At 36.2% G+C, this 22,735-nt stretch carries 24 protein-coding genes; 16 read left to right on the top strand and 8 right to left on the bottom strand.

Annotated elements, in window-relative coordinates; genetic code table 11:
• Nucleotides 1-101: 101 nt before the first annotated feature.
• The 5 genes from RAH34_RS14460 to RAH34_RS14440 all read right to left on the bottom strand — a co-directional run bounded on the left by RAH34_RS14460 (nt 102) and on the right by RAH34_RS14440 (nt 3,998).
• Nucleotides 102-740 carry a porin family protein gene (locus RAH34_RS14460; RefSeq protein ID WP_306596579.1) on the bottom strand — a complete coding sequence of 213 codons (639 nt, stop codon included), beginning with the start codon at nt 738-740 and terminating at the stop codon, nt 102-104.
• 95 nt (nt 741-835) lie between these two features.
• A complete protein-coding gene (locus RAH34_RS14455; protein ID WP_114821403.1) occupies nt 836-1,327 on the bottom strand; it encodes a DUF6438 domain-containing protein in 492 nt (163 codons plus the stop codon).
• A 338-nt stretch (nt 1,328-1,665) separates the two neighbouring features.
• A complete protein-coding gene (gene obgE, locus RAH34_RS14450) occupies nt 1,666-2,649 on the bottom strand; it encodes a GTPase ObgE (protein WP_076596748.1) in 984 nt (327 codons plus the stop codon).
• A gap of 63 nt (nt 2,650-2,712) precedes the next feature.
• Complete coding sequence (locus RAH34_RS14445; protein ID WP_034697446.1) at nt 2,713-3,291, bottom strand: adenylate kinase; 579 nt, start codon at nt 3,289-3,291, stop codon at nt 2,713-2,715.
• 152 nt (nt 3,292-3,443) lie between these two features.
• Nucleotides 3,444-3,998, bottom strand: coding sequence for a phosphoribosyltransferase (locus tag RAH34_RS14440; RefSeq protein ID WP_034697447.1), 555 nt, complete (start codon nt 3,996-3,998; stop codon nt 3,444-3,446).
• Nucleotides 3,999-4,393: 395 nt separating this feature from the next.
• On the opposite strand from RAH34_RS14440, the gene RAH34_RS14435 reads away from it, so the two are divergent.
• Nucleotides 4,394-5,983, top strand: a complete 1,590-nt coding sequence (locus RAH34_RS14435) for an ABC-F family ATP-binding cassette domain-containing protein (RefSeq protein ID WP_306596578.1) — start codon at nt 4,394-4,396, stop codon at nt 5,981-5,983.
• A 142-nt stretch (nt 5,984-6,125) separates the two neighbouring features.
• On the opposite strand, the gene RAH34_RS14430 is transcribed toward RAH34_RS14435, so the two are convergent.
• Genes RAH34_RS14430 through RAH34_RS14420 form a run of 3 tightly spaced genes read right to left on the bottom strand, consistent with a single transcriptional unit; the run spans nt 6,126 to nt 7,679 of the window.
• Nucleotides 6,126-7,073, bottom strand: a complete 948-nt coding sequence (locus RAH34_RS14430) for an alpha/beta fold hydrolase (protein WP_306596577.1) — start codon at nt 7,071-7,073, stop codon at nt 6,126-6,128.
• Nucleotides 7,074-7,130: 57 nt separating this feature from the next.
• On the bottom strand, nt 7,131-7,430 hold the full coding sequence (locus RAH34_RS14425) for a type II toxin-antitoxin system RelE/ParE family toxin (protein ID WP_306596576.1): 300 nt from the start codon (nt 7,428-7,430) through the stop codon (nt 7,131-7,133).
• Nucleotides 7,431-7,679, bottom strand: a complete 249-nt coding sequence (locus RAH34_RS14420; RefSeq protein WP_114821407.1) for a type II toxin-antitoxin system ParD family antitoxin — start codon at nt 7,677-7,679, stop codon at nt 7,431-7,433. It lies immediately after the preceding gene.
• Nucleotides 7,680-7,981: 302 nt separating this feature from the next.
• Here RAH34_RS14420 and RAH34_RS14415 point away from each other — a divergent pair, with 302 nt between their 5' ends.
• From RAH34_RS14415 to RAH34_RS14345, 15 genes are all read left to right on the top strand, one after another.
• On the top strand, nt 7,982-9,268 hold the full coding sequence (locus tag RAH34_RS14415) for an adenylosuccinate synthase (RefSeq protein ID WP_062676417.1): 1,287 nt from the start codon (nt 7,982-7,984) through the stop codon (nt 9,266-9,268).
• Nucleotides 9,269-9,459: 191 nt separating this feature from the next.
• Nucleotides 9,460-9,747, top strand: coding sequence for a hypothetical protein (locus RAH34_RS14410; protein WP_162800939.1), 288 nt, complete (start codon nt 9,460-9,462; stop codon nt 9,745-9,747).
• 242 nt (nt 9,748-9,989) lie between these two features.
• Nucleotides 9,990-10,832 (top strand): energy transducer TonB, encoded by an 843-nt coding sequence (locus RAH34_RS14405; RefSeq protein ID WP_306596575.1) that lies wholly within the window; start codon nt 9,990-9,992, stop codon nt 10,830-10,832.
• Nucleotides 10,833-10,996: 164 nt separating this feature from the next.
• A complete protein-coding gene (locus RAH34_RS14400) occupies nt 10,997-11,770 on the top strand; it encodes a ParA family protein (RefSeq protein ID WP_002981269.1) in 774 nt (257 codons plus the stop codon).
• A gap of 69 nt (nt 11,771-11,839) precedes the next feature.
• Nucleotides 11,840-12,730: a ParB/RepB/Spo0J family partition protein gene (locus RAH34_RS14395; protein ID WP_306596574.1), complete on the top strand. Its 891-nt coding sequence runs from the start codon at nt 11,840-11,842 to the stop codon at nt 12,728-12,730.
• Entirely contained in the window at nt 12,731-13,369 is a 639-nt protein-coding gene (locus RAH34_RS14390; RefSeq protein WP_306596573.1) for a DUF5683 domain-containing protein, read from the top strand. It abuts the gene before it with no gap.
• Nucleotides 13,370-13,430: 61 nt separating this feature from the next.
• A complete protein-coding gene (gene dapB / locus RAH34_RS14385; RefSeq protein WP_114821411.1) occupies nt 13,431-14,132 on the top strand; it encodes a 4-hydroxy-tetrahydrodipicolinate reductase in 702 nt (233 codons plus the stop codon).
• Nucleotides 14,133-14,266: 134 nt separating this feature from the next.
• Nucleotides 14,267-15,913 carry a signal peptidase I gene (lepB, locus tag RAH34_RS14380; RefSeq protein WP_114821412.1) on the top strand — a complete coding sequence of 549 codons (1,647 nt, stop codon included), beginning with the start codon at nt 14,267-14,269 and terminating at the stop codon, nt 15,911-15,913.
• Nucleotides 15,914-15,972: 59 nt separating this feature from the next.
• A complete protein-coding gene (locus RAH34_RS14375; protein WP_185144353.1) occupies nt 15,973-16,596 on the top strand; it encodes a WbqC family protein in 624 nt (207 codons plus the stop codon).
• 85 nt (nt 16,597-16,681) lie between these two features.
• Nucleotides 16,682-18,364 (top strand): S8 family serine peptidase, encoded by a 1,683-nt coding sequence (locus RAH34_RS14370; protein WP_306596572.1) that lies wholly within the window; start codon nt 16,682-16,684, stop codon nt 18,362-18,364.
• A 124-nt stretch (nt 18,365-18,488) separates the two neighbouring features.
• The gene (locus RAH34_RS14365) at nt 18,489-18,980 is read left to right on the top strand and encodes a lipocalin family protein (RefSeq protein WP_047433063.1); all 492 of its coding nucleotides are present in this window, start codon (nt 18,489-18,491) and stop codon (nt 18,978-18,980) included.
• Nucleotides 18,981-19,006: 26 nt separating this feature from the next.
• Complete coding sequence (locus RAH34_RS14360; protein ID WP_114821413.1) at nt 19,007-19,696, top strand: OmpA family protein; 690 nt, start codon at nt 19,007-19,009, stop codon at nt 19,694-19,696.
• A 107-nt stretch (nt 19,697-19,803) separates the two neighbouring features.
• Nucleotides 19,804-20,691 (top strand): decaprenyl-phosphate phosphoribosyltransferase, encoded by an 888-nt coding sequence (locus tag RAH34_RS14355; protein ID WP_062676409.1) that lies wholly within the window; start codon nt 19,804-19,806, stop codon nt 20,689-20,691.
• On the top strand, nt 20,688-22,007 hold the full coding sequence (locus RAH34_RS14350) for an FAD-binding oxidoreductase (protein ID WP_114821414.1): 1,320 nt from the start codon (nt 20,688-20,690) through the stop codon (nt 22,005-22,007). Before RAH34_RS14355 ends, RAH34_RS14350 begins: the two co-directional genes overlap by 4 nt.
• Complete coding sequence (locus RAH34_RS14345; RefSeq protein WP_306596571.1) at nt 22,007-22,732, top strand: SDR family NAD(P)-dependent oxidoreductase; 726 nt, start codon at nt 22,007-22,009, stop codon at nt 22,730-22,732. Before RAH34_RS14350 ends, RAH34_RS14345 begins: the two co-directional genes overlap by 1 nt.
• Nucleotides 22,733-22,735 lie beyond the last annotated feature (3 nt).

Raw genomic sequence — 22,735 nt, 5'->3', positions numbered from 1 at the left:
CCTTTTAGTATTTTAGGTTTTTATAAAGATCCTGCTAAGGATATAAAATAAAATGACCACCCGTATATGAGCAGTCATTTTATTGATGTAAAAACTAATGTTTATTTAAATCTATATCCTACACCAGCCTGAAGAAATCCAATTTTAGTAGGAACAGCATTGCTTTTATTCGTTTCTATAAAATTGAAATTGTATCTGGCGTCAACAAAAAACTTTTGATTAATCTTATATTCTGCACCCAGAAAAGGAAATAAATTCAAGGTTTTTAAAGATTCGTAATTGTGGGTTTCAGCCTCATCAAAAACAGTATTCATTTTTACTTTGGATGATATATTAAATCCTAAGTTCATCCCTACAGAAGCAGAAAGTTCTGGAACAATATAATATTTTACTGAAATGGGAACCTGTATCTGGTTGAATTTGTAATTAAAGTGCATATCACCCACGTCTACCACTTCATTGCCTACCAACTCATACCAGGGATAAGCGTCTTTACCACCCAATTGAGTGTATAGTAATTCAGCCTGTAAGCCAAATTTAGAAGATAAAGGCTGCTCTGCTGCAATACCTAAATAAAAATAGGATTTTGAATCCAGCCCGGTTCCAAAAAACTTCATATTGGATAATGAATATCCTCCCTTTACGCCAAAGCTCATAGATGCTTGATCTTTTGTGTTTTCTTGTGCATTAAATATTGCTGAGAAAGCAAATACTGTGATAAAGAAAATGTTCTTCTTCATATTTATTTTTAAATGATTAAAAGTTTTTATAAAAAAATAATTCCTCCAAACGAAGGAATTACTGTTACAAAGATAATTTAAATATTTTAGTGAATCTATTTCACTTTATTCCATTGTTGATTCTTTCTTAAGTTTTCAAAAAACTGATACACTTCCGAAAGCTTTTCACTTCCACGTTTTCCATAGTCTTCCACATTTTTTGAAGTTCCGTCAGCGAATTTGATTCTTAAATAAGACGTTGGAAGATCGGTGATATTGTGCTCACCGTATTTATCATTCAAACTTTTTATATTTAAGCCATCAAGTAAACTGATTAATTTATTGTAATCTTCTTCTTTAATGGTTCCTTTAAAAGTTCCTTCACGTGGCTTTGAAAACTCATCCTTCGAAGGTTTATCATTAAAATTAAAGTGCTCCGCTTCAAAGACTGCAGTTCTGTCTGGATTGACTGTCATTTTAAAAACTGGACAGAATCCAAAGCATGGAGTTGCTTCATATTCGATGGCAGCATATTTTGAATTCACTTTTTGAGAAGTTGTACAGGATGTTAAAAATACAAATGCACAAATGGCTAGCAAATATTTCATAGTTTTTTTAATTTGAAAGGATCTCCCAATAATTGTTCCAAAAGATAAAACCTTTCTTTGTTTTTATGTTAAATATAAAATGAAAAATCTATTTAAACCTTATTTTTTGAACCATTAAGATTTAATAAGAGTTTAAGAGTATTAAGGTAAGCTTCGCTTTGTGCTTAATAATCAGAATGATTCATCTTAACTATTCTTTATTTCCTACATCCTTCTTAATGGTTTAAAATATTGAGTGGAAGAAATTGTATAAATAAAAACAGCCTCAGAGAAAATCTGAGGCTATTTTTTATGATGCAGTTCTATTTTCAAAATAAAACTGATGAATCAATGCATTTTTATCCGTGCAATTGTTTCCAGATCGCATCTTTCAGCTCCATAAGACCTTCTCCGGTAACTCCTGAGAAGAATAAAGGCTGTTTGTTTTCCGGGAACTCTGCAGCGATTTCCTTTTTCAGTTCATCATCCAGAAGATCAGATTTTGAAACGGAAACAATGAAATCTTTATCCAGTAATTCTGGGTTATATTCTTTCAATTCATTTTCAAGAATTTTAAACTCCTGGAAATGATTTTCAGAATCAGCAGGAATTAAGAATAAAAGGATAGAGTTTCTTTCAATATGTCTCAGGAACCTGTGTCCTAAGCCTTTTCCTTCTGCTGCTCCTTCAATAATTCCCGGGATATCAGCCATTACAAATGATTTGTAATTTCTGTAATCTACAATTCCAAGGTTAGGAGTCAATGTGGTAAAAGCGTAGTTGGCAATTTTTGGCTTTGCCGCAGAAACAGAGGCTAAAAGTGTAGATTTTCCAGCATTTGGAAATCCAACAAGTCCTACATCGGCTAAGATTTTAAGTTCGAAGACCACATAGCCTTCTTCACCATCCATTCCGGGCTGAGCATATCTTGGAGTCTGGTTGGTAGAGGATTTGAAATGTTCGTTTCCTTTTCCACCTTTTCCTCCCTGCATCAAAATGATTTCCTGCTTATCTTCAAGGATTTCTCCAATAATTTCACCTTCCTCATTTTTAGCGATAGTCCCGATAGGAACATCAATATAAATATCAGAACCGTCAGCTCCTGTCAGCTGGTTTTTCGCTCCGTTTTCACCTCGTTCTGCTTTTATGTGACGGGTGTATCGGAGTGGAAGCAAAGTCCATTCATTAGCATTTCCTCTCATGATGACGTGTCCGCCACGACCTCCGTCGCCACCGTCAGGACCACCTTTAGGGATATACTTTTCACGGCGAAGGTGGGCAGAACCAGCACCTCCGTGTCCGCTTTTACAATGGATCTTTACGTAATCTACAAAGTTAGACATATAGTTTGTGTTGCGAGTTGCAGGCTACGGGAGGAAATTTTCTATCCCGCACCCGTATCCCGATTATTTAATTTTCTCTACCTCAGCGAAAAGTTTTTGGGAAATCTCATCAATTTCTCCAACACCGTTTACCTCTACATATTTACCCTGCTGCTTATAAAGCTCGGCAACTTCTGCTGTTTTGGTATAATATTCTTTAATTCTGTTTTCGATGATCTCTACATTGCTGTCGTCTGATCTTCCGCTGGTTTCACCTCTTTTCAAAAGTCTTTCAACCAAAATTTTGTCCTCTACTACCAATGAAAGACAGATGTCAATCTCGTCATTCAGTACTTCTTTAACGATCGTTTCCAAAGCTTCTGTCTGTGCAGTGGTTCTTGGATATCCGTCAAAAATAAAACCGTTGGTATCAGTAGGTTTTTTGATCTCGTCGATCAGCATATCTGTTGTTACCTGATCCGGAACCAGTTCTCCCTTATCGATATATGACTTAGCCAGTTTTCCAAGTTCAGTGTCATTTTTCATATTGTATCTGAAAAGATCACCCGTTGAAACCTGTTTTAAATTGAATTTCTCGATTAGATTCTGAGCTTGTGTTCCTTTTCCACTTCCTGGAGGGCCGAACAGAACAATGTTTATCATAATGTTGATACGCTTCCAGCAATGGGCATTTTGCTTCTGGCTCGTGGCTTTTGGCGGCTTGCTTTTTTGCTTTCAGCTTTTTTAAGTTATTATTAAATTTATTTCTTTATATAATTTTAAGCTAAAAGCTATCAGCTAATAGCCAACAGCATTTAATGGTTGATTTGTCCGTCTTCCAACTGATATAAATTCGGTAGGTTTCTTCCTAACTCATCATAATCCAGTCCGTATCCAAGTACAAACTTATTAGGAATTTCTTTTCCGATATAATCCAGTTTGAAATCTTTCTTGTAAATCTCAGGTTTCAATAAGAAACTAGCCAGTTTTATAGATTTAGGACGTTGTGTTTCCTTGAAATATTTGAAAAGACTTTCAACCGTATTTCCTGTATCTACAATGTCTTCTACAAGAATGATGTGACGGTCTTTCACTTCTTTAGTAAGCTCCATTTTCTGATAAACGATCCCTGTAGATTCGGTTCCTACATAAGAACTCATTTGAATGAAGGCAATTTCGCATTCTCCCGGGTAATATTTTAAAAGATCAGAGAAGAACATCACCACTCCATTTAATACCCCAATGAAAACAGGAACTTCATCCTTGTAATCTTCATAAATTCTTAACGCTGTCTCTTTTACAATTTCCTGAATTTCGGCATCCTTTAAATAAGGAACGAAAGTTTTGTCGTGAACTTTAATGCTTTCCATAAAATTTTTAGTAGTTGGCAAAGTTACGGATTTTTGATTAAAATACTTTCCTGTTTTTATCAGTTCGAAAGTTAAAAGATATCGCAACAGCAAAATTGAATAGGATAACGAACAATGTTTAAAGAGTAATAATGATAAGATTTTTAATGAGATAGAATGATATAGCCCTAAAAAAAGGATTTAGAAAGCGATAAAAAACAGGTGTTTGAAATAAGGCAGAACAATATGATGATAATTGTCTTGTATTTTTGTGAAGAATCATATATTACGGAAAATGACTATCTTTGTTCTTTCAAAACCCAAAAAAACAGATATGTAGGATATCATTTCTTTCAGACTCAATAAAACGGTAACAATAATGTTGCCGGTGTTCAACCTTTATTAAGAAAGAAATCATGATTTTACTGCAAAATATATCCTTTGGGTTTCCGGGAGGAAATCTCCTATTCAATCATATCAATTTAACAATACAGTCTCATACCAAATCTGCCCTGGTAGGGAGTAACGGTATGGGGAAATCAACCCTGCTGAAAATAATCGCGGGCGAAATACAACCTTTAGAAGGGAATATTAATGTCCCAGGCAATATCTTTTATGTACCGCAGATGTTCGGGAATTGCAATCATCTTACCATTGCAGAATGTCTGAAAATAGATCAGAAACTCGATGCTCTTCAAAAAATTACCAATGGAGAAGTGGATGAAATGTATTTTGAAACACTCAATGACGACTGGGATATTGAAGAACGATGTCAGCATGCTTTGGAGCATTGGGGACTTGAAAATTTTGAATTAACTCAAAAGCTGGAAGGCCTGAGTGGAGGACAGAAGACTAAAGTTTTTCTCGCCGGAATTCAGATTAATCAACCTGATACGATCATATTGGATGAGCCGACCAATCACCTGGATAGGGAAGGAAGAAAACTCTTGTATGATCTTATTGACAAAACAGATGCAACAGTGGTTATCGTAAGCCACGACCGTACTTTGCTCAATCTTGTGGATACCATATTCGAATTAAGCAATCAGGGAATTGCAACTTATGGTGGAAACTATGACTTTTATGCAGAGCAGAAAGAAGTGGAGCAGGAAGCATTGCAAAATGATATCCATTCCAAAGAACGGGCTCTGAAAAAAGCAAAAGAAAAAGAACGGGAAACCCTGGAACGAAAGCAAAAGCTGGATGCAAGAGGTAAAGGAAAGCAGGAAAAATCCGGAGTAGCCAGAATTATGATGAATACGCTCAGGAATAATGCTGAAAAAAATAGTTCAAAACTTAAAAGTGTACACGCCGAGAAAATCAGTGGGATTTCCGGTGATTTGAGAGATCTGCGCTCCTCTTTAAAGAATTCTGATCAGATGAAAGTGAATTTTAATGATTCCAATCTTCATTCAGGAAAGATCCTTGTTGCCGCTGAAGATGTTAATTTCACTTACGGAAAAGAAAAACTCTGGAAAGAAAATATCAGCCTTGAGGTCCGAAGCGGAGATCGAATCTCAGTGAAAGGTTCAAACGGGTCCGGGAAAACGACATTGATAAAGCTTCTGTTGGGAAAACTTGACCCTTCGGAAGGGAAAATAAATAAGACGGAATTCAACAGCATCTATATTGATCAGGAATATTCCCTGATTGATTATGAATCGACGCTTTATGATTTTGTACAGACTTTCAATGACACTGCCATGCAGGAATCCGAAGTGAAAACATTATTGTCCAGATTTTTATTCTGGAAAGACACCTGGGACAAGAAATGTGGGATGCTGAGTGGCGGTGAACGTTTACGGTTACTTCTTTGCGGACTTTCCATCAGTAATAAAGCGCCGGATATGATTATCCTTGATGAACCAACCAATAACTTAGATCTGCAAAATGTAGAAATTCTCACCAATTCTATCAAAGATTATCACGGAACCCTATTGGTTATTTCCCATGATGAAGTTTTTCTGAAGGAGATTGGAATTGACAGAGATTTGATGCTGGGGTAATTATTATATTTCTTGCAAATCAAACAAAATCCTTTAGATATTCAATAGGGGTGGGCTTTAGCCCGCCTTCAACATCAAAACAACTCCATCGGCTTTAGCCAAAACCTATACAGAAATTCCAGATAATTGCTATCTGGAATTTTTATTCTCTATGATTATTGAATTTAAATATCCACTTATAAATTTCCTTCAGTACCTCTTCTCTTATGGATTCGTTCAAAATTTCATGACGCATTTCCGGATAGATTTTTACGTCTACATGTTGAAAACCGTCAGTTTTTAAGTTGTTGGCGGTTTTCATGACACCTTTTCCAAAGTCACCAATCGGATCATTCTGCCCACTTACAAATAAAAAAGGAAACGATTTTGAAATTGAAGATGCCCAGTTTCTTGCAGTAGCTTTTTTATAAATGGTAAATAAAGTATAAAAAGCATTATGGGTAAACGGAATTCCGCAAAGTTCATCCTGTTCAAAAGCTTTTCTGTTTTTTGTATCTACACTCAGCCAGCTGGTATCACTGAAGTCTTTATCCTTTTTAAAATGTTTGTTATTGACACTCGTGAAAACAGAATTCAAAAAAGTACGATGATGAGGCGCTATGGCATTGGCCAATGACAAATAACCTCTCAATAGATCTATTCCAGGCAAAGGTCCGCCTGTTCCCGTAATGATAGCTCCGGAAAATTTATTGCTTGCCTTTTGAAGAAGACAACGCGTAATAAAAGATCCCATAGAATGTCCCAAAATAAAATGAGGAGCATCCGGATATTGCTCTGCAAGATAATCTGCCATCATTTCTGCATCTGCAACAAGCCTTTCATCCGGCTTTTCAAGCTGAAAGAAGCCAATCTCTTTTTTGTCTTTTACAGATTTTCCGTGCCCCAGATGATCATAAGCCAATACAGCAATTCCATGACTGGCAAAATATTCAGCAATCTCTGCATATCTTCCGCTGTGTTCCTGCATGCCGTGAACAATAAGCAGGGTGGCTTTCACAGAAGATGCTTCCGGATAAAATAAAGTATAAAAGAGTTGGGTTTGATCGTTTGAGGTTACAGATAGGTATCCTGATTTTAGTAGTGATCTCATGGGTGGGATTCTCTTTTGGTTTGGAGGGTAATTAAAGATACAGAATTAATGATTTTTCTATTCATCTAATATTGATGAAATATCCATTTGTTGATGAAGAATTCTTATGATTTCAATTTCTTCATTTTCAAGATTGATTTTGTAAAATATAAAATGAGATTTCACCCTTGAACGGAAATATCCTTTCGTAATTTCACCGTAATCTTTTCCAGATTTTGGATTCTCAGATAAGTACTCAATTTCATTCATAAGTAAATCAAAATAATGATCTGCCTGTTTTACTGACCAGGTTTCGAAGGTGTAAAGCCAGATTTTTTCTAAATCATTTGACGCTTCTTTACTGATTTTGTATTTCATTTAGTCAGCAGAATGTTTTTGATGAAGGTTTTTCAAAAATTCTTTACGGTCAAAATTTTCAACAAAACCAGATTTTTCCCCTTTTTTTAATTCGTTGATTAATTCTGTTTTTTTAGATTCTTCATGTTCGAACATTCTTAAAGCTGTTCTTATAACTTCACTGGCAGAAGAAAATTTTCCGGATTTAATTTGTTGGCTGATAAAGTTGTCAAAATAATCGCCTAATAGTATGGATGTGTTTTTTGCCATTGTGTTAATTTTAATCAAAGATACCAATTTTTGGTATTTTATCAAAAAAAATTAAACTAAGTTATTGAATAATATTTCTTTGTATTCATCTAAAGAATAATTGTTTTCTTTATCAAAAATCAACATAACTTTCATCACTTGTTGCTAAATAATTTACCGATTGTTTTAACAAGATTAGATCTATGAGATAATAAAGTAAAATACTATAATTTCCACCCCACTCAAAAATAAAATCCATCACAAATTTGCTCACCCAATTTTTTAAAAGTAATTTTGCACGAATCTAAAAACAAAAGTAAAATATGTCAACTTATGTAGTTGTAGGTCTTCAGTACGGAGATGAAGGTAAAGGTAAAATCACGGATGTTTTATCAGCAAAATCGGACTATGTAGTGCGTTTCCAGGGTGGAGACAACGCTGGTCACACGGTTTATGTGGGTGATGAGAAATTCGTTCTACACCTTCTTCCTTCAGGAGTTCTTCAATGCAAAGGGAAATGTATCATTGCGAACGGAGTAGTGGTAAACCCTAAGTCTTTCATTAAAGAAGTTGGTCAGATCGAGAGCAAAGGCTTAAGAACAGATCATATCTTTATCAGCAGAAGAGCGCATGTCATCATGCCTTACCACATCCTTTTGGATACTTACCGTGAAGAGGAACACGGAGGAACTCAGATCGGAACTACCAAAAAAGGAATCGGACCTTGTTATGAAGATAAAATTGCAAGAGTCGGGATCAGAATGGTAGACCTTTTAAATCCTGAGATTTTAAGAGATAAAATTGAGAAAAACTTAAAAGTTAAGAATTCTCTTTTTGAAAAATATTACGGAAAGCCAACATTAGACGTTGAGGAAATCTACAACGAATATTTAGCAATCGGAAAGCAGCTTCAGGACAGAATCGTTGATACTGAATTAGAGCTTAACGAGGCGATCAGAGACGGTAAAAACGTTTTATTCGAAGGAGCACAGGCATTAATGCTTGATATCGATTTCGGTACCTATCCATACGTAACTTCATCTTCTCCATCTACAGGAGGGGTGTGTTCAGGAGCTGGTGTTCCACCAACTTCACTTCAGAACCTTATCGGAGTAGCAAAAGCTTACTGTACAAGAGTAGGAAACGGACCTTTCCCTTCTGAATTAGATAACGAGCTGGGTGAAAAAATCAGACAGATTGGTGGTGAATTCGGAGCAACTACAGGTAGACCAAGAAGAACAGGTTGGTTAGACCTTGTTTCTTTAAAGCATGCTTGTATGATCAACGGGATCAACAATCTTGTGATCACTAAGCTTGACGTTCTTACAGGAATTGAGAACCTGAAAGTAGTAACACATTACAAAACTGAAGACGGAAAAATCATAGATTATTTCACTTCTTCAACAGAAAAATTATACAACTACGAACCAATCTATCAGGATTTACCAGGTTGGAGCGAAGATATTACCAAAGCAAGAAGCTATGATGAACTTCCTGATACTGCTCAGAAATACATTGAGTTTATTGAAAAATACTTAGGAATCAATGTATACTTAGTTTCTGTAGGTCCTGAAAGAAGTCAGAACATCATCAGAAAAGAATTATTCTAATATTCTTAAAGATATAAATAACAGAGAGATCATCATGGGATGGTCTCTTTTTTTTGTTTTAAAAATTTACTTTTATCCTTGTCAAGGTTAAAAACCTTGACAAGGATAGGCAGCCCTTTATTCAAGCAATAATCCCGATTTTGAATTTTTGCATACTTTTGCTTTAAGACAAAGTGTACAAAAGAGAAATTATGGAAGAGAATAAAATACCCCAGCGTTTTCTGGATAATATTGTGATCAGTTTGTATCTTACCATTGCTTATGCTGTTTTATTTATAGTATATTTAGGGCTACCATTCCGTCTAAGTTCAAATTTTTTACTAATCCTTTTTATTGTCTGCAGTTTGCTTTTTAGTACGGGCGGAATCTATTTTGCTGCAAAAAGCTTTTTGAAAACAAAGATCAGTTCTATTATTCTGATTGTTATTAATGCACTGGGACTATTAGTACCGCTTACTCTTATTCTACTGCTTTTATAATGTCTTTACTCAGCTTGTAATCTGTGATTTGTGTTTCTTTATTTGTATGAAAAATAGTAGTGTTTTTCTAGATAAACTTTCTGTTTGTAAATGTTAAAATTTAAACATTGTCATAAAATTTTCTAATATTATGTTGTTTTGTTAAAATTTTGGCAGATGTTTTGATATTACAATATTGCTTATCGATAAGAGCTAACAAAACTAATAATCACAATTTTTTAACAGTTTAAATAGTAGTAGTGATGAAACAACATAACCAAAACCAGGAATTTCGGTTCAACGAAGTCCTGTTTGAGCACCGCAATAAAGACTATGGTGCCTATGTATTAAGAAACGAATCAGATAGAATATTAACCAAAGCGCTTTTTATCGGAGCAAGTTTAATGGCTGCAGTATCCATTACACCGTTTGTAATTTCTGCAATGAAACCTGTGGACGAGCCTGTTGGAACAGTATATGAACTTCCGAGAGTCGTTGAAATTCAGGAGATAGAAAAACCGAAAGATCCGCCGGTACAAATTGTAAAACCAACGCCGCCAGCTCCCGCAGTAAAAACATACGATGAAAGATTGCCAGAGCCTAAAGCAATTGTTACCAATGAAAAACAAGTTGTAGATAAAACGAATGCAGTAGCAAGCACAGAAACATCGGAAGGCAAAGAAGTACCCAATACAACCTATATTCCAATTGTTCCACGTATTATCGGAGGAGATGGGCCACCCGCTGTAAAGGCTGATCCGGTAATGGAAAAGACAGATCCTAAAAAGATTGAAACGGAATTAAGTGTAGAAGCCAATTTTGCAGGAGGAATAGACTCCTTCAGAAATAAAGTAATGAACAGCTTCGACAGTTCAGGATTTGAATCCGAAGATGTTGTAAAGACGACAGTTACCTTTATTGTAGAAATGGACGGAACCATCTCAGGGGTAAAAGCTAACGGAACCAACGCCGATTTTAATAATGAGGCAATGAGAACAATTAAAACAATTTCCAACAGAGGAAAATGGATCCCGGCCAAAAACAAAAAAGGAGAATACGTAAGAAGTTATTTCAAATTTCCTATCTCCATGAAATTTGAGAATTAATACGGAAAAGTAAATTTCAAATAGTTATCCACAAAGAATTTTTTTTGTGGATAATTTTTTTTATTGTTAAATTGCTTATTAACAATATTTTAACTCAATTTTGATTTTCTCCACTCACCGAGAGCAAAGAAAAAAGTGTATTTTTGAAACTTAAAGTTCTAATAATGGCAAAAATCATAGGTATTGCTAATCAAAAAGGAGGTGTTGGTAAAACTACCACCGCTGTAAATTTGGCGGCAGCATTAGGAGTATTGGAAAAAAGAATATTAATCATTGATGCTGACCCTCAGGCGAATGCAACATCCGGTCTGGGTGTTGAGGATGTTCAGTATTCTACCTATAATCTACTGGAGCATAGTGCGGATACAAGAGTTTGTATCAAGAGAACTGCAACTCCAAATCTGGATATTATCCCGTCACACATCGACCTTGTAGCTGCGGAAATTGAATTGGTAGACAAGGAAGACCGTGAGTATATGCTGAAAAAAGCACTGGCAAGCGTAAGAGATGATTATGATTATATTATCATCGACTGTGCACCGAGTTTAGGTCTTATTACCGTGAATGCGCTTACAGCAGCAGACTCTGTAATTATTCCGATCCAGTGTGAGTACTTTGCATTGGAAGGGCTTGGCAAACTTTTGAATACCGTTAAAAATGTGCAGAAAATCCACAATAAAGATCTTGGAATAGAAGGTCTTCTTTTAACGATGTACGACAGCCGATTGAGATTATCCAATCAGGTGGTTGAAGAAGTAAATCTGCATTTCCCTGAAATGGTTTTTGAAACCATCATCAGCAGAAACGTAAGATTGAGTGAAGCACCAAGTTTTGGAGAAAGTATCCTGAACTATGATGCAGAAAGTAAAGGAGCGGTTCAGTATATTCAGTTAGCTGAAGAAGTTCTTTTAAAGAATGAAAACTTAATAAAGAATTAATTTAATAATAAATGGCCAACGAGTGAATGCCAGTCATCACTTTTCAAACATCATTTATCAATTATATCTATGAAGGACAAAAAAAGAGCTATGGGACGCGGCTTGGGCGCCATTTTAAGTGCAGAATCCAAAGCAACGATCAATTCCGCTACTGATGAAGGAGCAGATAAGTTTGTGGGAAATATTGTGGAAGTTGCGCTTGAAGATATCTATCCGAATCCGACGCAGCCGAGAACTTATTTTGATGAAAAAGCTTTAAACGAACTTGCACAGTCCATTAAAAACTTAGGCGTAATCCAGCCGATTACCCTGAGAAAAGATGGGGAGAAGTTTGAAATCATTTCCGGGGAAAGACGTTACAGGGCAACTAAAATTGCAGGGTTAACGACTATTCCTGCCTATATCCGTTTAGTCAATGACCAGGAGCTTCTTGAGATGGCTCTTGTTGAAAATATCCAGAGAGAAGATCTTGATGCTATTGAAATAGCATTAACCTATCACAGGCTTTTAGAGGAAATCGGTCTTACTCAGGAAAACCTGAGCCAGAGAATAGGAAAGGACAGAAGTACCATTACCAATTCTATCAGACTATTAAGATTAAATCCGGATATTCAGAATGCCATCAGAAGCGGTGAGATTTCTGCAGGACACGGAAGGGCAATTATCAGTCTTGAAAGTGAAGAAGATCAGCAGGTTTTATTTGATCTTATTATCAAAGAAAAATTAAATGTTCGTCAGGCTGAACAGGCTGCTGCTGCATTGAAGAACCCAAAGTCTCCCGCTGCTAAAAAAGCAAAAGAGGAGCTTTCCAATAACTATAAAAAAGCCCAGAAGACCATCGCAGATATCCTAGACGTAAAAGTGGAAATCAAATCTTCTGGAAATGGTAAAAAAGGTAAAATTGTTCTGGACTTCAAAAATGAAGAAGAGCTGGAATATATTTTATCCCATATTAAATAAATGAAGAAAATATTTTTCACATTTTTCTTGTGTATCGCTGCACTGGCTTACTCACAAGTAAAACCTATCGATACCGTTCGGATGCAGACTCCTCCGAAGGAAGAAGCTCGTGTGGTAAAACCAGGCAAAACAGAAGCAAAGATTATAGAAGATCTTGAAAAAGCCAATGGCCCCACAGCAAAAACTTTAAAGCTAAACCCTACCAGAGCGGGATTATACTCCGCCGTATTACCTGGATTAGGACAGTTTTATAACAAAAAATACTGGAAAATTCCGATTGTTTGGGGAGCGGTAGGTGCAGGAGTTGGTATTGCCGTATGGAATGATAATCAATACAAAAAATACCGCGAATATTACGTGGCAAAACTGAATGGTACTCCCAATGAATTTGTAGACAGTCACCCGTGGCTGGACAAAAAAGCTTTGGGGAATGCGCAGGACAGAGCCAAAAGACAAAGGGATTATGCCATTGCTATTACAGGTTTGATCTATATTCTGAATATTGTAGATGCTGTAGTAGATGCCCACCTTTACGAAAGCCGTCATGATCCGGATTTGGTTTTTAAACCATCAGTTATTCAGGATCAGTATGGGTACAGCGCACCAAAAACAGGATTCAGTTTAAGTTACAGATTTTAAAAGACAATACACCTGCAGAAGTTCTGAGGATCGGATGCAGATTAAAAAATAAAAAGATTATATGAAAATAGCATTAGTCGGTTACGGTAAAATGGGTAAGATCATTGATGAGATCGCACAGAAGAGAGGTCATGAAGTAGTTGCCCGTCTGAAGGAAACCCCCACTGCTGAGAATCTTAATAATCCGGATGTTGTGATTGAGTTCTCACTGCCGGAAGTTGCATTTGAAAACATCAAAGCTTGTCTTGAAAATAAAATTCCGGTAATCTGCGGAACAACAGGATGGCTTGATCAAAAAGCTGAAATTGAAAAACTAGCGGTAGATAATGGAACTGCTTTCTTATATGGTTCTAACTTTAGTTTAGGCGTGAATTTATTCTTTGCGCTCAACGAAAAACTGGCGGATCTGATGAAAAATGTGGATGAATATTCTTGTCAGCTGGAAGAAATTCACCACATCCATAAAAAAGATGCTCCAAGTGGAACTGCTATTTCCATTGCAGAAGGAATCATTCAAAACAATCCGAAATTCGATGCCTGGAAGCTGGAAGAAACAGAAGGTAAGCAGCTTGGAATTTTTGCGGTTCGTGAAGATGAAGTTCCGGGAACACACAGCGTATATTATAGAAGTGAAGTAGACGAAATCGAGATCAAGCATACCGCTTTCAACAGAAACGGTTTTGCACTGGGAGCCGTAGTCGCTGCCGAGTGGATTAAAGATAAAAAAGGAAACTTCGCAATGAAAGACGTTTTGGGACTTTAATTTGTAACAAATTCTGTAAATTGCAGACCAATAAGCAGGAAATGATGAATAGTGAATTGTAAACAGCGGATGCTTTTATCATTTATTACTCATCATTTTTATTATTTATATCTTAAGAATAGGCACAAAAATTTATGAATTATTTTTTAACTTATACAGTATATGTCCTCATACTATCCGTATTGATGGGGATTTCATCTTGGAAACTGTTCAAGAAAATGGGGTATAGCCCTTTATTTGCTTTTATCCCTTTCTATAACTATTTCATTATTCTTAAAGAAACAAAACATCCGAAATGGTGGGCAATCCTTTCTTATCTTCCGATAGTAGGGCCAATCATGATGTCTGTTTTCCACCTTTATTTAGTGAAGAAGTTCGGGAAAACACTTTTCAAAGATCAGATTCTTACCGTGATTCTGCCGTTTATTTATATGGCGGTCATCAACTATTCTAAAGATGTAGAGTTAGAAGATGAAAATGCAAACGATCTCTTTCTTACAGACGAAGAGAAAAATGATAAGAAGAAAGATACATTCATTGGTTCCATTACCTTTGCTGTAGTTTTCGCTACCATTATCCACGTTTTTGTAACACAGCCTTTCGGGATTCCTACAGGATCTATGGAAAGAACATTATTGGTAGGTGACTTCCTTTTTGTAAACAAATGGAGCTACGGTTACAGACTTCCAATGCGCCCTGTAGCCATACCTTTCCTTCAGGGAACCATTATGGATACCGGACAGAAAGGAAATCCAAAAGATGATCCTAAATCTTATGTAGATGCAGTAAAGCTTCCTTATACAAGAATTTTACAGTTCAACAAACCACAGAAAAATGATGTGGTAGTTTTCAACTATCCTCAGGATTCCGTACATACTGCTATTGACAGAAAAGATCCTTATGTAAAAAGATGTGTGGCTACAGCAGGAGATACTTTTGAAATGAGAGCCGGAAGACTTTTCGTGAACGGAAAGCCGGAAGTTGTTTTAGGAGATCAGGAAGTACAGCACAGATATATTGTAACGACGGACGCGCAACTGGATATCCCTACTTTATATAAAGCTTATGGATTTTTACCGGTTCAGGAAGTACAGCAGAATAACGGAGGTTTCCTTTATGGATTCCAGGGCTTAACAGATAAAACAGCTAAAGAAATTAAAGAACTTCCTCACGTTATTGATATGAAGGAAGAAGTTTCGCCAAAAGGAGAAGCTGCCGTATATTACAGAGACGAAGCTAAAACTAAAATTGATACCACACAATCCATTTTCCCAATCAACAAACCTTGGAATCAGGATTGGTACGGACCTGTCAGAATTCCTAAAAAGGGAGATGTGGTGGCGATCAATCAGGAGACACTTCCAATGTACCAATGGATTATTTCTGAATATGAACACAACAGTTTAGAAAAGAAAAACGGAAAGATCTTCATTAATGGTAAAGAAGCGAGTCAGTATACCATTCAGCAGGATTATTATATGATGATTGGGGACAACAGAGATGCATCATTAGATGCAAGATTCTTTGGTTTTGTTCCTGAGGAAAATATTGTTGGAAAACCAATGTTTACATGGATGAGTGTGCAGGGAGTGTTCCCGGATGCGAGCTCAACGTATCAGGCTCCTAAAAAAATCCGTTGGGAAAGAATGTTCAAAGCAACCAATACAGGAGAATCCAATAAAACTTCTTACTGGTGGATTGCTGCGATGATCCTTATTCTGTTCTTCGGATGGGAGTATTTCATGAAATTATTCAGAAAGAAAAAGACTGAAGACAACTAATAGAAAAATTAAACTTAAAATAGAATGAAGTATTTGAAAAAATACTTCATTTTTGTATTATGAATATGACGAATGTATTATTGCCGGCATTTTATATGCCCCCAATCTCATGGTTCTCAGTATTTTTGAATCCTGAGAATGAAATTGTATTTGAACAGTTTGAAAATTTCCCGAAGCAGACGTATAGAAACAGAGCCAACATCTATGGAGCTAACGGAAAATTGTCATTAATAATTCCCATTAACCATAACGGGAAAAGAGAATTTAAAGACGTAGAGATCTCTTACCGTGAAGACTGGAGAACGCTTCATTGGAAATCCATTAAGACCGCATACCAGAGCTCCCCTTATTTCGAATATTATGAAGATAAGTTCAGAAAAATATTTGACCTTAAAGAAAAGTTTCTTCTGGATTTTAACCTTAAAGGGATAGAAGTAATCCAACAGATACTTAAAACAGAAAAGGCACACTCTTTGAATGAAGAATATATCAAAAATCCGGAGAGTAACAGTTTCAGAGAAAAGTTTTCGGCAAAACTTCCTTCAGAATTTCAAATGGAAGAATATTACCAGACGTTTTCTGATAAATTAGGATTTTTGGAAGACCTTTCGGTTCTTGATCTTATTTGTAATAAAGGCCCGGAATCATTGGTGTATATAAAAAATGTAAAACAATTAGGTTAACATACAATCGCTTTTGATGAAATTTTCAGGATAGAAAACATAAGGTGGCGATTGGAATATGTCTTTAAAAATTAAATATCAACATATGAAAAAGGTATTATTAGCTGCAGTTTTTTTTGCAGGTTTTAGTTTGTCCTTTGCACAGGAATCTAAAGCTAAAAGTATTGATCCCAACGAAGATAAAGATCTGATGACATGGTATCATAAAGATTTTGCAACTTCAAAAGTATATGGAGTAAATACAGCAAATGCTTATAAATACTTGGAATCTAAAGGCCTGAAGCCTAAAACCGTAGTGGTGGGAGTGTTAGACAGCGGAGTACAGGTAGATCACCCCGGATTGGTAAAGAATCTTTGGTCAAACCCTAATGAAGTTCCCGGAAATGGTAAAGATGACGATGGAAACGGATATATTGATGATGTACACGGATGGAATTTCATAGGAGGTAAAAACGGTGATATTGATATCGATAACATGGAGGTGACGAGAGTGGTTGCCAAATATAAACCTGTTTTTGAAGGAGATGATTCCACAAAAAATAAAGCCAACCAGGCTAAAATGAAGGAAGAGTTTGAGATGTATATGAAAGCCAAAGATATGTTCAATAAAAAAAGTATCGAGGCAAAACAAAACTTTCAGACTTATTCTATGCTGAACGAGCTGATTCCTAATATGGTAAAACTGCTGGCAGGTAAGCCTGTAACCGCTGAAACTATTGCTGCAATCAAAGCTCCGACAGATCAGAGAGATGCCATTGCGAAGGAATTTTTAGGCCAGATTTCACAAAGTCCGGAATTCAAAGGAAAATCAGCCGCGGAATTTGAAAAAAAGATGAAGGAGGAAATGAAAGAAGCCATCGATCATTTTGCTCCTGCAGCAAAACAGTATGACCTTTCATATGATCCGAGAAAAGAAATTGTAGGGGATAACTACGATGATTATTCTGAAAAAATCTATGGAAATAATCACTATGAAGGACCTGATGCAGAACATGGAACCCACGTGGCAGGTATTATTGCCGGACTTCCGCAAGGAAAAGAAGTTCAGTACGGAGTTGCTTCCAAAGTGGCTAAAATCATGTCCGTAAGAACTGTCCCTAATGGTGATGAAAGAGATAAAGACGTTGCTAATGCGATCAGATATGCAGTAGATAACGGAGCGAAAGTATTAAATATGAGCTTTGGAAAACCTGTTTCTCCTGGTAAAAATGTGGTTTGGGATGCTTTCAAATATGCTGAAGATAAAGGAGTACTTTTAGTAAAAGCTGCCGGTAACGAAAATGAAGATGTAGCAGAGCACTTGGCATATCCTACCAACTTTAAAAATGTTACCGACGAAAAACCGTTTGTAAGCAATGTTCTTGTAGTAGGGGCAAGTACCAATAAAAACAATGCGCTGAGAGCAGATTTTTCTAATTACAATAAAAAAATGGTGAACGTTTTTGCTCCGGGAGAAGAAATCTATTCTACCGTTCCTAAAAACGAATATAAATACCTTCAGGGTACTTCTATGGCTTCCCCTGTTGTAGCCGGAGGAGCAGCTGTTTTACTGGCTTATATGCCTGATCTGAAACCTTATCAGATCATTGAAGCTCTTGTGAAAAGCAGCAATCCAAGTACAGCAGATGGATTTGGAGACCAATCTCAGGCTGGTGGAGTTATCGACCTTAAAAAAGCAGCAGAATACGCATATACGAATTTCTACAAAGGGAAACCTTCAGGCACTGCCAAGCCTTCGAAATCCGTAAAAAAGGCTGTTAAAAAATAATTTATCTCCCTCTGTTTAAGGAGAAACCATAAAGAGTCCGAATTTTTTCGGACTTTTTATTTTTTATTTTAAATTTTGGCACGGTTTTTTGTAACTTTATAGTAACAAAATAATAAACAACAAAATGAAAAAGTTACTACTTGCAGGGATGTTGGGAACATCACTTTTTGCAGTTTCGTGTTCCTCTGTTAACAAAGCAGCTACATCTCAAAATCAAAGAGCCGACTTCCTTAAAATGAAAGGAGACTGGCAGATTGTGAGCATAGATTATGATAAAGGTTATAAAATTAAACCTTTTGACGAAGGTGCAGATGCACAGTGCTTCGTAGGAAGCCACTGGAGATTGATTCCTAATAACTGGACAGGAGCGTATACTTTAAACGGTGGTGGAGATTGCCCGGCAATTACACAGCCTATCAAATTTGAAGTAAAAGGCGGTAATACGTTTATGTTTAAAAAAATTGCTTCAGGTACTAAAGCAAAACAAAATACAGCTGGTTACAGCCTTACCATGATCAATCAGAGTACAGATCAGTTTTCACTGGAGCAGGATGTTCCTTTTGAAGGAGGTAATGTAAAAGTAGTTTACAACTTCCAGAGAACAGGAATGAAATAATTTATCAACATAAAAGATCAAAAAAAATGAAATTTACAAAAACATACGTAGGAGCCCTTTTCTTGTCATCAGCATTATTATTGACAAGCTGTGAAGCGGTTCAGAATTCAAATCACCAACAAAGAGGTACAGCAGTAGGTGTTGCTTCAGGAGCAGTACTGGGAGGTATCCTTGGTAATAATGTAGGTAAAGGAGGAAACGGTGCTATCGGAGCTGTATTAGGAGGTATTATCGGTGGTGTTGCAGGTAACGTTATCGGTAACAAAATGGATAAGCAAGCTAAAGATATTAAAGAAACTTTACCAGGTGCTCAGGTAGAAAGAGTAGGAGATGGTATCAAAGTAACCATGAATGAAAGTATTGTTAATTTCGCTTTCGACTCTTCAAACCTTACTTCTGTAGCACAGACAAACCTTGATAAATTAGCTGAAGTATTGGCTAATAACCCAGATACCAATATCAATATCTATGGTCACACAGACAGCAAAGGTTCTGATGAGTATAACCTTAAACTTTCTCAAAGAAGAGCAGACGCTGTGAAAGCCTACTTATCAGGAAAAGGAATTGCATCAAGCAGAATGTTTACAAAAGGTGAAGGTGAAGCAATGCCTGTAGCAAGTAACGATACCGATGAAGGAAGAGCTAAAAACAGAAGAGTAGAGTTTGCTATTACTGCCAATGAAAAAATGATTAACGATGCCAAACAAGGGCAATAGTTAATTTAATATATAAATATTTTCGTAAAAGACCGCCCCGGCGGTTTTTTTTGTATTTTTATGCTAGAAATTTTGAATTTATTATTTTTGTATTTGAAATAACATAAATGAAGAAATATTTAAAACTGCTCCGTGTGGAGCAATGGGTGAAAAACCTTTTTGTATTTGTCCCTCTGTTCTTTTCAGGTAATATTACCAATATAGATCTGCTTCTCAAAAGCATTTTTGCATTTGTTATATTTTCGCTTGCTGCAAGTGTGGTCTATATCCTGAATGATTACAATGATATTGAAGCAGACAGAAAGCACCCGGAAAAAAGAAGAAGACCATTAGCGAGTGGGGCTATTTCAAAATCAAAAGCGATAGGAATTCTTATAGGCCTGGTCATTACAGATATTGCTCTTGTATTTTTTACACAGATCTATTTCCACGAGTATCTTTGGAAATTTGCGACCATTGTTGGATTCTATGTGATGATGAATCTTGCCTATACTTTCAGGTTGAAGCATGTTCCTATTATTGATATCTTTATTATTGCCATTGGGTTTGTACTGCGTGTACTGGCTGGAGGTTATATCACCGGAATCAGTATATCACAATGGGCGATTCTGCTGACATTTGTATTGGCTTTGGTACTGGCTATAGGAAAAAGAAGGGGAGAACTTATCAATGCCCAGGTTTCAGGAAAAACAAGAAAAGCGCTGGATGGCTATAACGTGCAGTTTGCAGATATTGCTTTATCCATTTCTATTACACTGGCTATTGTCTGCTATCTGATGTTTACACTCTCTCCGGAAGTTCAGGCAAGGTTTCACGAAAGAGTCTTTTATACCGTGATTTTTGTGGTATTTGCGTTGTTAAGATATCTTCAGCAGACCCTGGTTTACAACAGAACGGAATCTCCCACGAAAATTGTGTACAGAGACCGTTATATACAGGTTACTTTATTGCTCTGGGTCGTTGCATTTTTAATTCAAATTTATTTTAAGAAATGAAACCGAATTTCATACAGAAAGTTACAAACTGGGGAAATTTCCCAATAGTAGAGAAGGAAATGAGATCTGAGGACAGTTTCAGAAAAATAAAAGAATTTGTACTCAGTCACAACGAAGTTATTGCAAGAGGAAATGGAAGATGCTATGGAGATGCTTCGTTGGGAGAATCTATATTTTCAACTAAGAAATTAAATAAATTCATCAATTTTGACCGTTTAAATGGAGTCATAGAATGTGAATCCGGAGTGCTGCTTTCAGATGTACTGGAAATAGCAGTTCCACAGGGTTACTTTCTATATGTTACTCCCGGGACAAAATTTGTATCAGTAGGAGGAGCTATCGCTTCTGATGTTCATGGAAAAAACCATCACGCAGAAGGATGTTTTTCAGAATATGTGATCGAGTTTAAGCTCATGACTGAGAAAGGTGAAATTATTACCTGTTCCAGAGAAGAGAATTCTGAAAAGTTCTGGGCTACCATTGGTGGAATGGGACTTACAGGAATTATTCTTACCGCAAAATTTAAACTTAAAAATATAGAGTCCGCATATATTCGCCAGGAAAGTATCAAAGCAGACAATCTGGATGAGATATTTAAACTGTTCGATGAAAGTGAAAACTGGACCTACACTGTTGCATGGATAGATTGTCTTCAGAAAGGAAAAAATATAGGAAGAAGTATTCTTATGAGAGGAGAGCATGCGTTTCAGCATGAACTTCCTCAGAGTTTTTCAAAAACACCTTTAAGATTAAAGAAAAAATTACAGCCTACCGTACCTTTTTATTTTCCGGGATTTGTACTGAATGCCCTTACTGTAAAAATATTCAACTGGCTGTACTATAAAAAGCAGTCTAAAAAAGAGGTGAAAAACTTTATCGATTATGAAACGTTTTTCTATCCTTTAGATGCGATCACCGATTGGAATAAAATTTATGGGAAATCCGGTTTTATACAGTATCAGATGGTCATTCCTAAAGAAACAGGAAAAGAAGGAATGAAAAGAATTCTTGAAACAATAGCAAGAAGTGGAAACGGATCATTTTTAGCAGTGTTAAAACTTTTTGGAAAAAACAATCCTCAGGCTTATAACTCATTCCCTGTTGAAGGGTACACATTGGCTCTGGATTTTAAAGTTAATTCAAAACTGAAAAAACTGGTAGATCAGCTGGATGCTATTGTTCAGGAGTTCGGAGGAAGAATTTATCTTACCAAGGACAGCATGAGCAGATCATCTCTTACCAGTTACCTGAAAAATATTCAAAATCCGAAATTTGTGTCTTTACAGCACAAAAGAATCATAAATAACAATTCATAATGATAGTTCTGGGAAGTACATCTGAAGTGGCACAGGCTTTTGTGGAAAAAGCACTTCAGGAAGGAGAAAAGTTTGAAAAAATCTATCTTTTTACCTCAAATAAAGAAACTACAGAGCGTTTTGCAAGACATATTGATGTAAAGTTTCTGCAGCAGGCGGAAGTTATAGAACTTGATCTGACAAAAGAAATTGATTACAATAGATTTGATAATATCAATTCAAATGTATTATTTTGTGCTGTAGGATATTTGGGCGAAGGAACTGAAGAAGGATTGTATGATAACAGAAATACAGAACGTATCATTGATATCAATTATTCAAAACTGGTGCCTGTATTGAATTATTTTGCTCAAAAATTTGAAAGCAGAAGATCCGGAACAATTATTGGGCTCTCGTCCGTGGCAGGAGACAGGGGAAGGCAGAGTAACTTTATCTATGGTAGTGCAAAAGCAGCTTTTACTGCTTATCTGAGCGGTTTGAGAAACTATCTTTTTGATAAAAAAGTACACGTTCTTACCATAAAACCCGGGTTTATGGCAACTAAGATGACAGAAGGCCTGCCTTTAAATCCGAAACTGACAGCAACTCCCAAACAGGCTGCTTCCTGTATTTACAAAGCCTTCAAAAAGGAGAGAAATGTGGCATATGTTTTGCCGGTTTGGAGTATTATCATGATGATTATCAGGAATATCCCTGAGTTTATATTCAAGAAATTAAAGCTTTAAAAA

The sequence above is a fragment of the Chryseobacterium sp. WLY505 genome, from assembly GCF_030846215.1.
Lineage (GTDB): Bacteria > Bacteroidota > Bacteroidia > Flavobacteriales > Weeksellaceae > Chryseobacterium.
Note: the sequence above shows the minus strand (reverse complement) of the source record. Positions and strands in the feature narration are given on the sequence as shown.

Excerpts from the sequence above, each read along its gene's own strand:
- dapB (WP_114821411.1), top strand. The coding sequence starts at position 13,431 with ATGAAAATAGCATTAGTCGGTTACGGTAAAATGGGTAAGATCATTGAT.
- RAH34_RS14365 (WP_047433063.1), top strand. The coding sequence starts at position 18,489 with ATGAAAAAGTTACTACTTGCAGGGATGTTGGGAACATCACTTTTTGCA.
- RAH34_RS14405 (WP_306596575.1), top strand. The coding sequence starts at position 9,990 with ATGAAACAACATAACCAAAACCAGGAATTTCGGTTCAACGAAGTCCTG.
- RAH34_RS14415 (WP_062676417.1), top strand. The coding sequence starts at position 7,982 with ATGTCAACTTATGTAGTTGTAGGTCTTCAGTACGGAGATGAAGGTAAA.
- RAH34_RS14370 (WP_306596572.1), top strand. The coding sequence starts at position 16,682 with ATGAAAAAGGTATTATTAGCTGCAGTTTTTTTTGCAGGTTTTAGTTTG.
- RAH34_RS14390 (WP_306596573.1), top strand. The coding sequence starts at position 12,731 with ATGAAGAAAATATTTTTCACATTTTTCTTGTGTATCGCTGCACTGGCT.
- lepB (WP_114821412.1), top strand. The coding sequence starts at position 14,267 with ATGAATTATTTTTTAACTTATACAGTATATGTCCTCATACTATCCGTA.
- RAH34_RS14420 (WP_114821407.1), bottom strand. The coding sequence starts at position 7,679 with ATGGCAAAAAACACATCCATACTATTAGGCGATTATTTTGACAACTTT.
- RAH34_RS14350 (WP_114821414.1), top strand. The coding sequence starts at position 20,688 with ATGAAACCGAATTTCATACAGAAAGTTACAAACTGGGGAAATTTCCCA.
- RAH34_RS14410 (WP_162800939.1), top strand. The coding sequence starts at position 9,460 with ATGGAAGAGAATAAAATACCCCAGCGTTTTCTGGATAATATTGTGATC.
- RAH34_RS14435 (WP_306596578.1), top strand. The coding sequence starts at position 4,394 with ATGATTTTACTGCAAAATATATCCTTTGGGTTTCCGGGAGGAAATCTC.
- RAH34_RS14360 (WP_114821413.1), top strand. The coding sequence starts at position 19,007 with ATGAAATTTACAAAAACATACGTAGGAGCCCTTTTCTTGTCATCAGCA.
- RAH34_RS14455 (WP_114821403.1), bottom strand. The coding sequence starts at position 1,327 with ATGAAATATTTGCTAGCCATTTGTGCATTTGTATTTTTAACATCCTGT.
- RAH34_RS14445 (WP_034697446.1), bottom strand. The coding sequence starts at position 3,291 with ATGATAAACATTGTTCTGTTCGGCCCTCCAGGAAGTGGAAAAGGAACA.
- RAH34_RS14400 (WP_002981269.1), top strand. The coding sequence starts at position 10,997 with ATGGCAAAAATCATAGGTATTGCTAATCAAAAAGGAGGTGTTGGTAAA.
- RAH34_RS14430 (WP_306596577.1), bottom strand. The coding sequence starts at position 7,073 with ATGAGATCACTACTAAAATCAGGATACCTATCTGTAACCTCAAACGAT.
- obgE (WP_076596748.1), bottom strand. The coding sequence starts at position 2,649 with ATGTCTAACTTTGTAGATTACGTAAAGATCCATTGTAAAAGCGGACAC.
- RAH34_RS14440 (WP_034697447.1), bottom strand. The coding sequence starts at position 3,998 with ATGGAAAGCATTAAAGTTCACGACAAAACTTTCGTTCCTTATTTAAAG.
- RAH34_RS14460 (WP_306596579.1), bottom strand. The coding sequence starts at position 740 with ATGAAGAAGAACATTTTCTTTATCACAGTATTTGCTTTCTCAGCAATA.
- RAH34_RS14375 (WP_185144353.1), top strand. The coding sequence starts at position 15,973 with ATGAATATGACGAATGTATTATTGCCGGCATTTTATATGCCCCCAATC.
- RAH34_RS14395 (WP_306596574.1), top strand. The coding sequence starts at position 11,840 with ATGAAGGACAAAAAAAGAGCTATGGGACGCGGCTTGGGCGCCATTTTA.
- RAH34_RS14425 (WP_306596576.1), bottom strand. The coding sequence starts at position 7,430 with ATGAAATACAAAATCAGTAAAGAAGCGTCAAATGATTTAGAAAAAATC.
- RAH34_RS14345 (WP_306596571.1), top strand. The coding sequence starts at position 22,007 with ATGATAGTTCTGGGAAGTACATCTGAAGTGGCACAGGCTTTTGTGGAA.
- RAH34_RS14355 (WP_062676409.1), top strand. The coding sequence starts at position 19,804 with ATGAAGAAATATTTAAAACTGCTCCGTGTGGAGCAATGGGTGAAAAAC.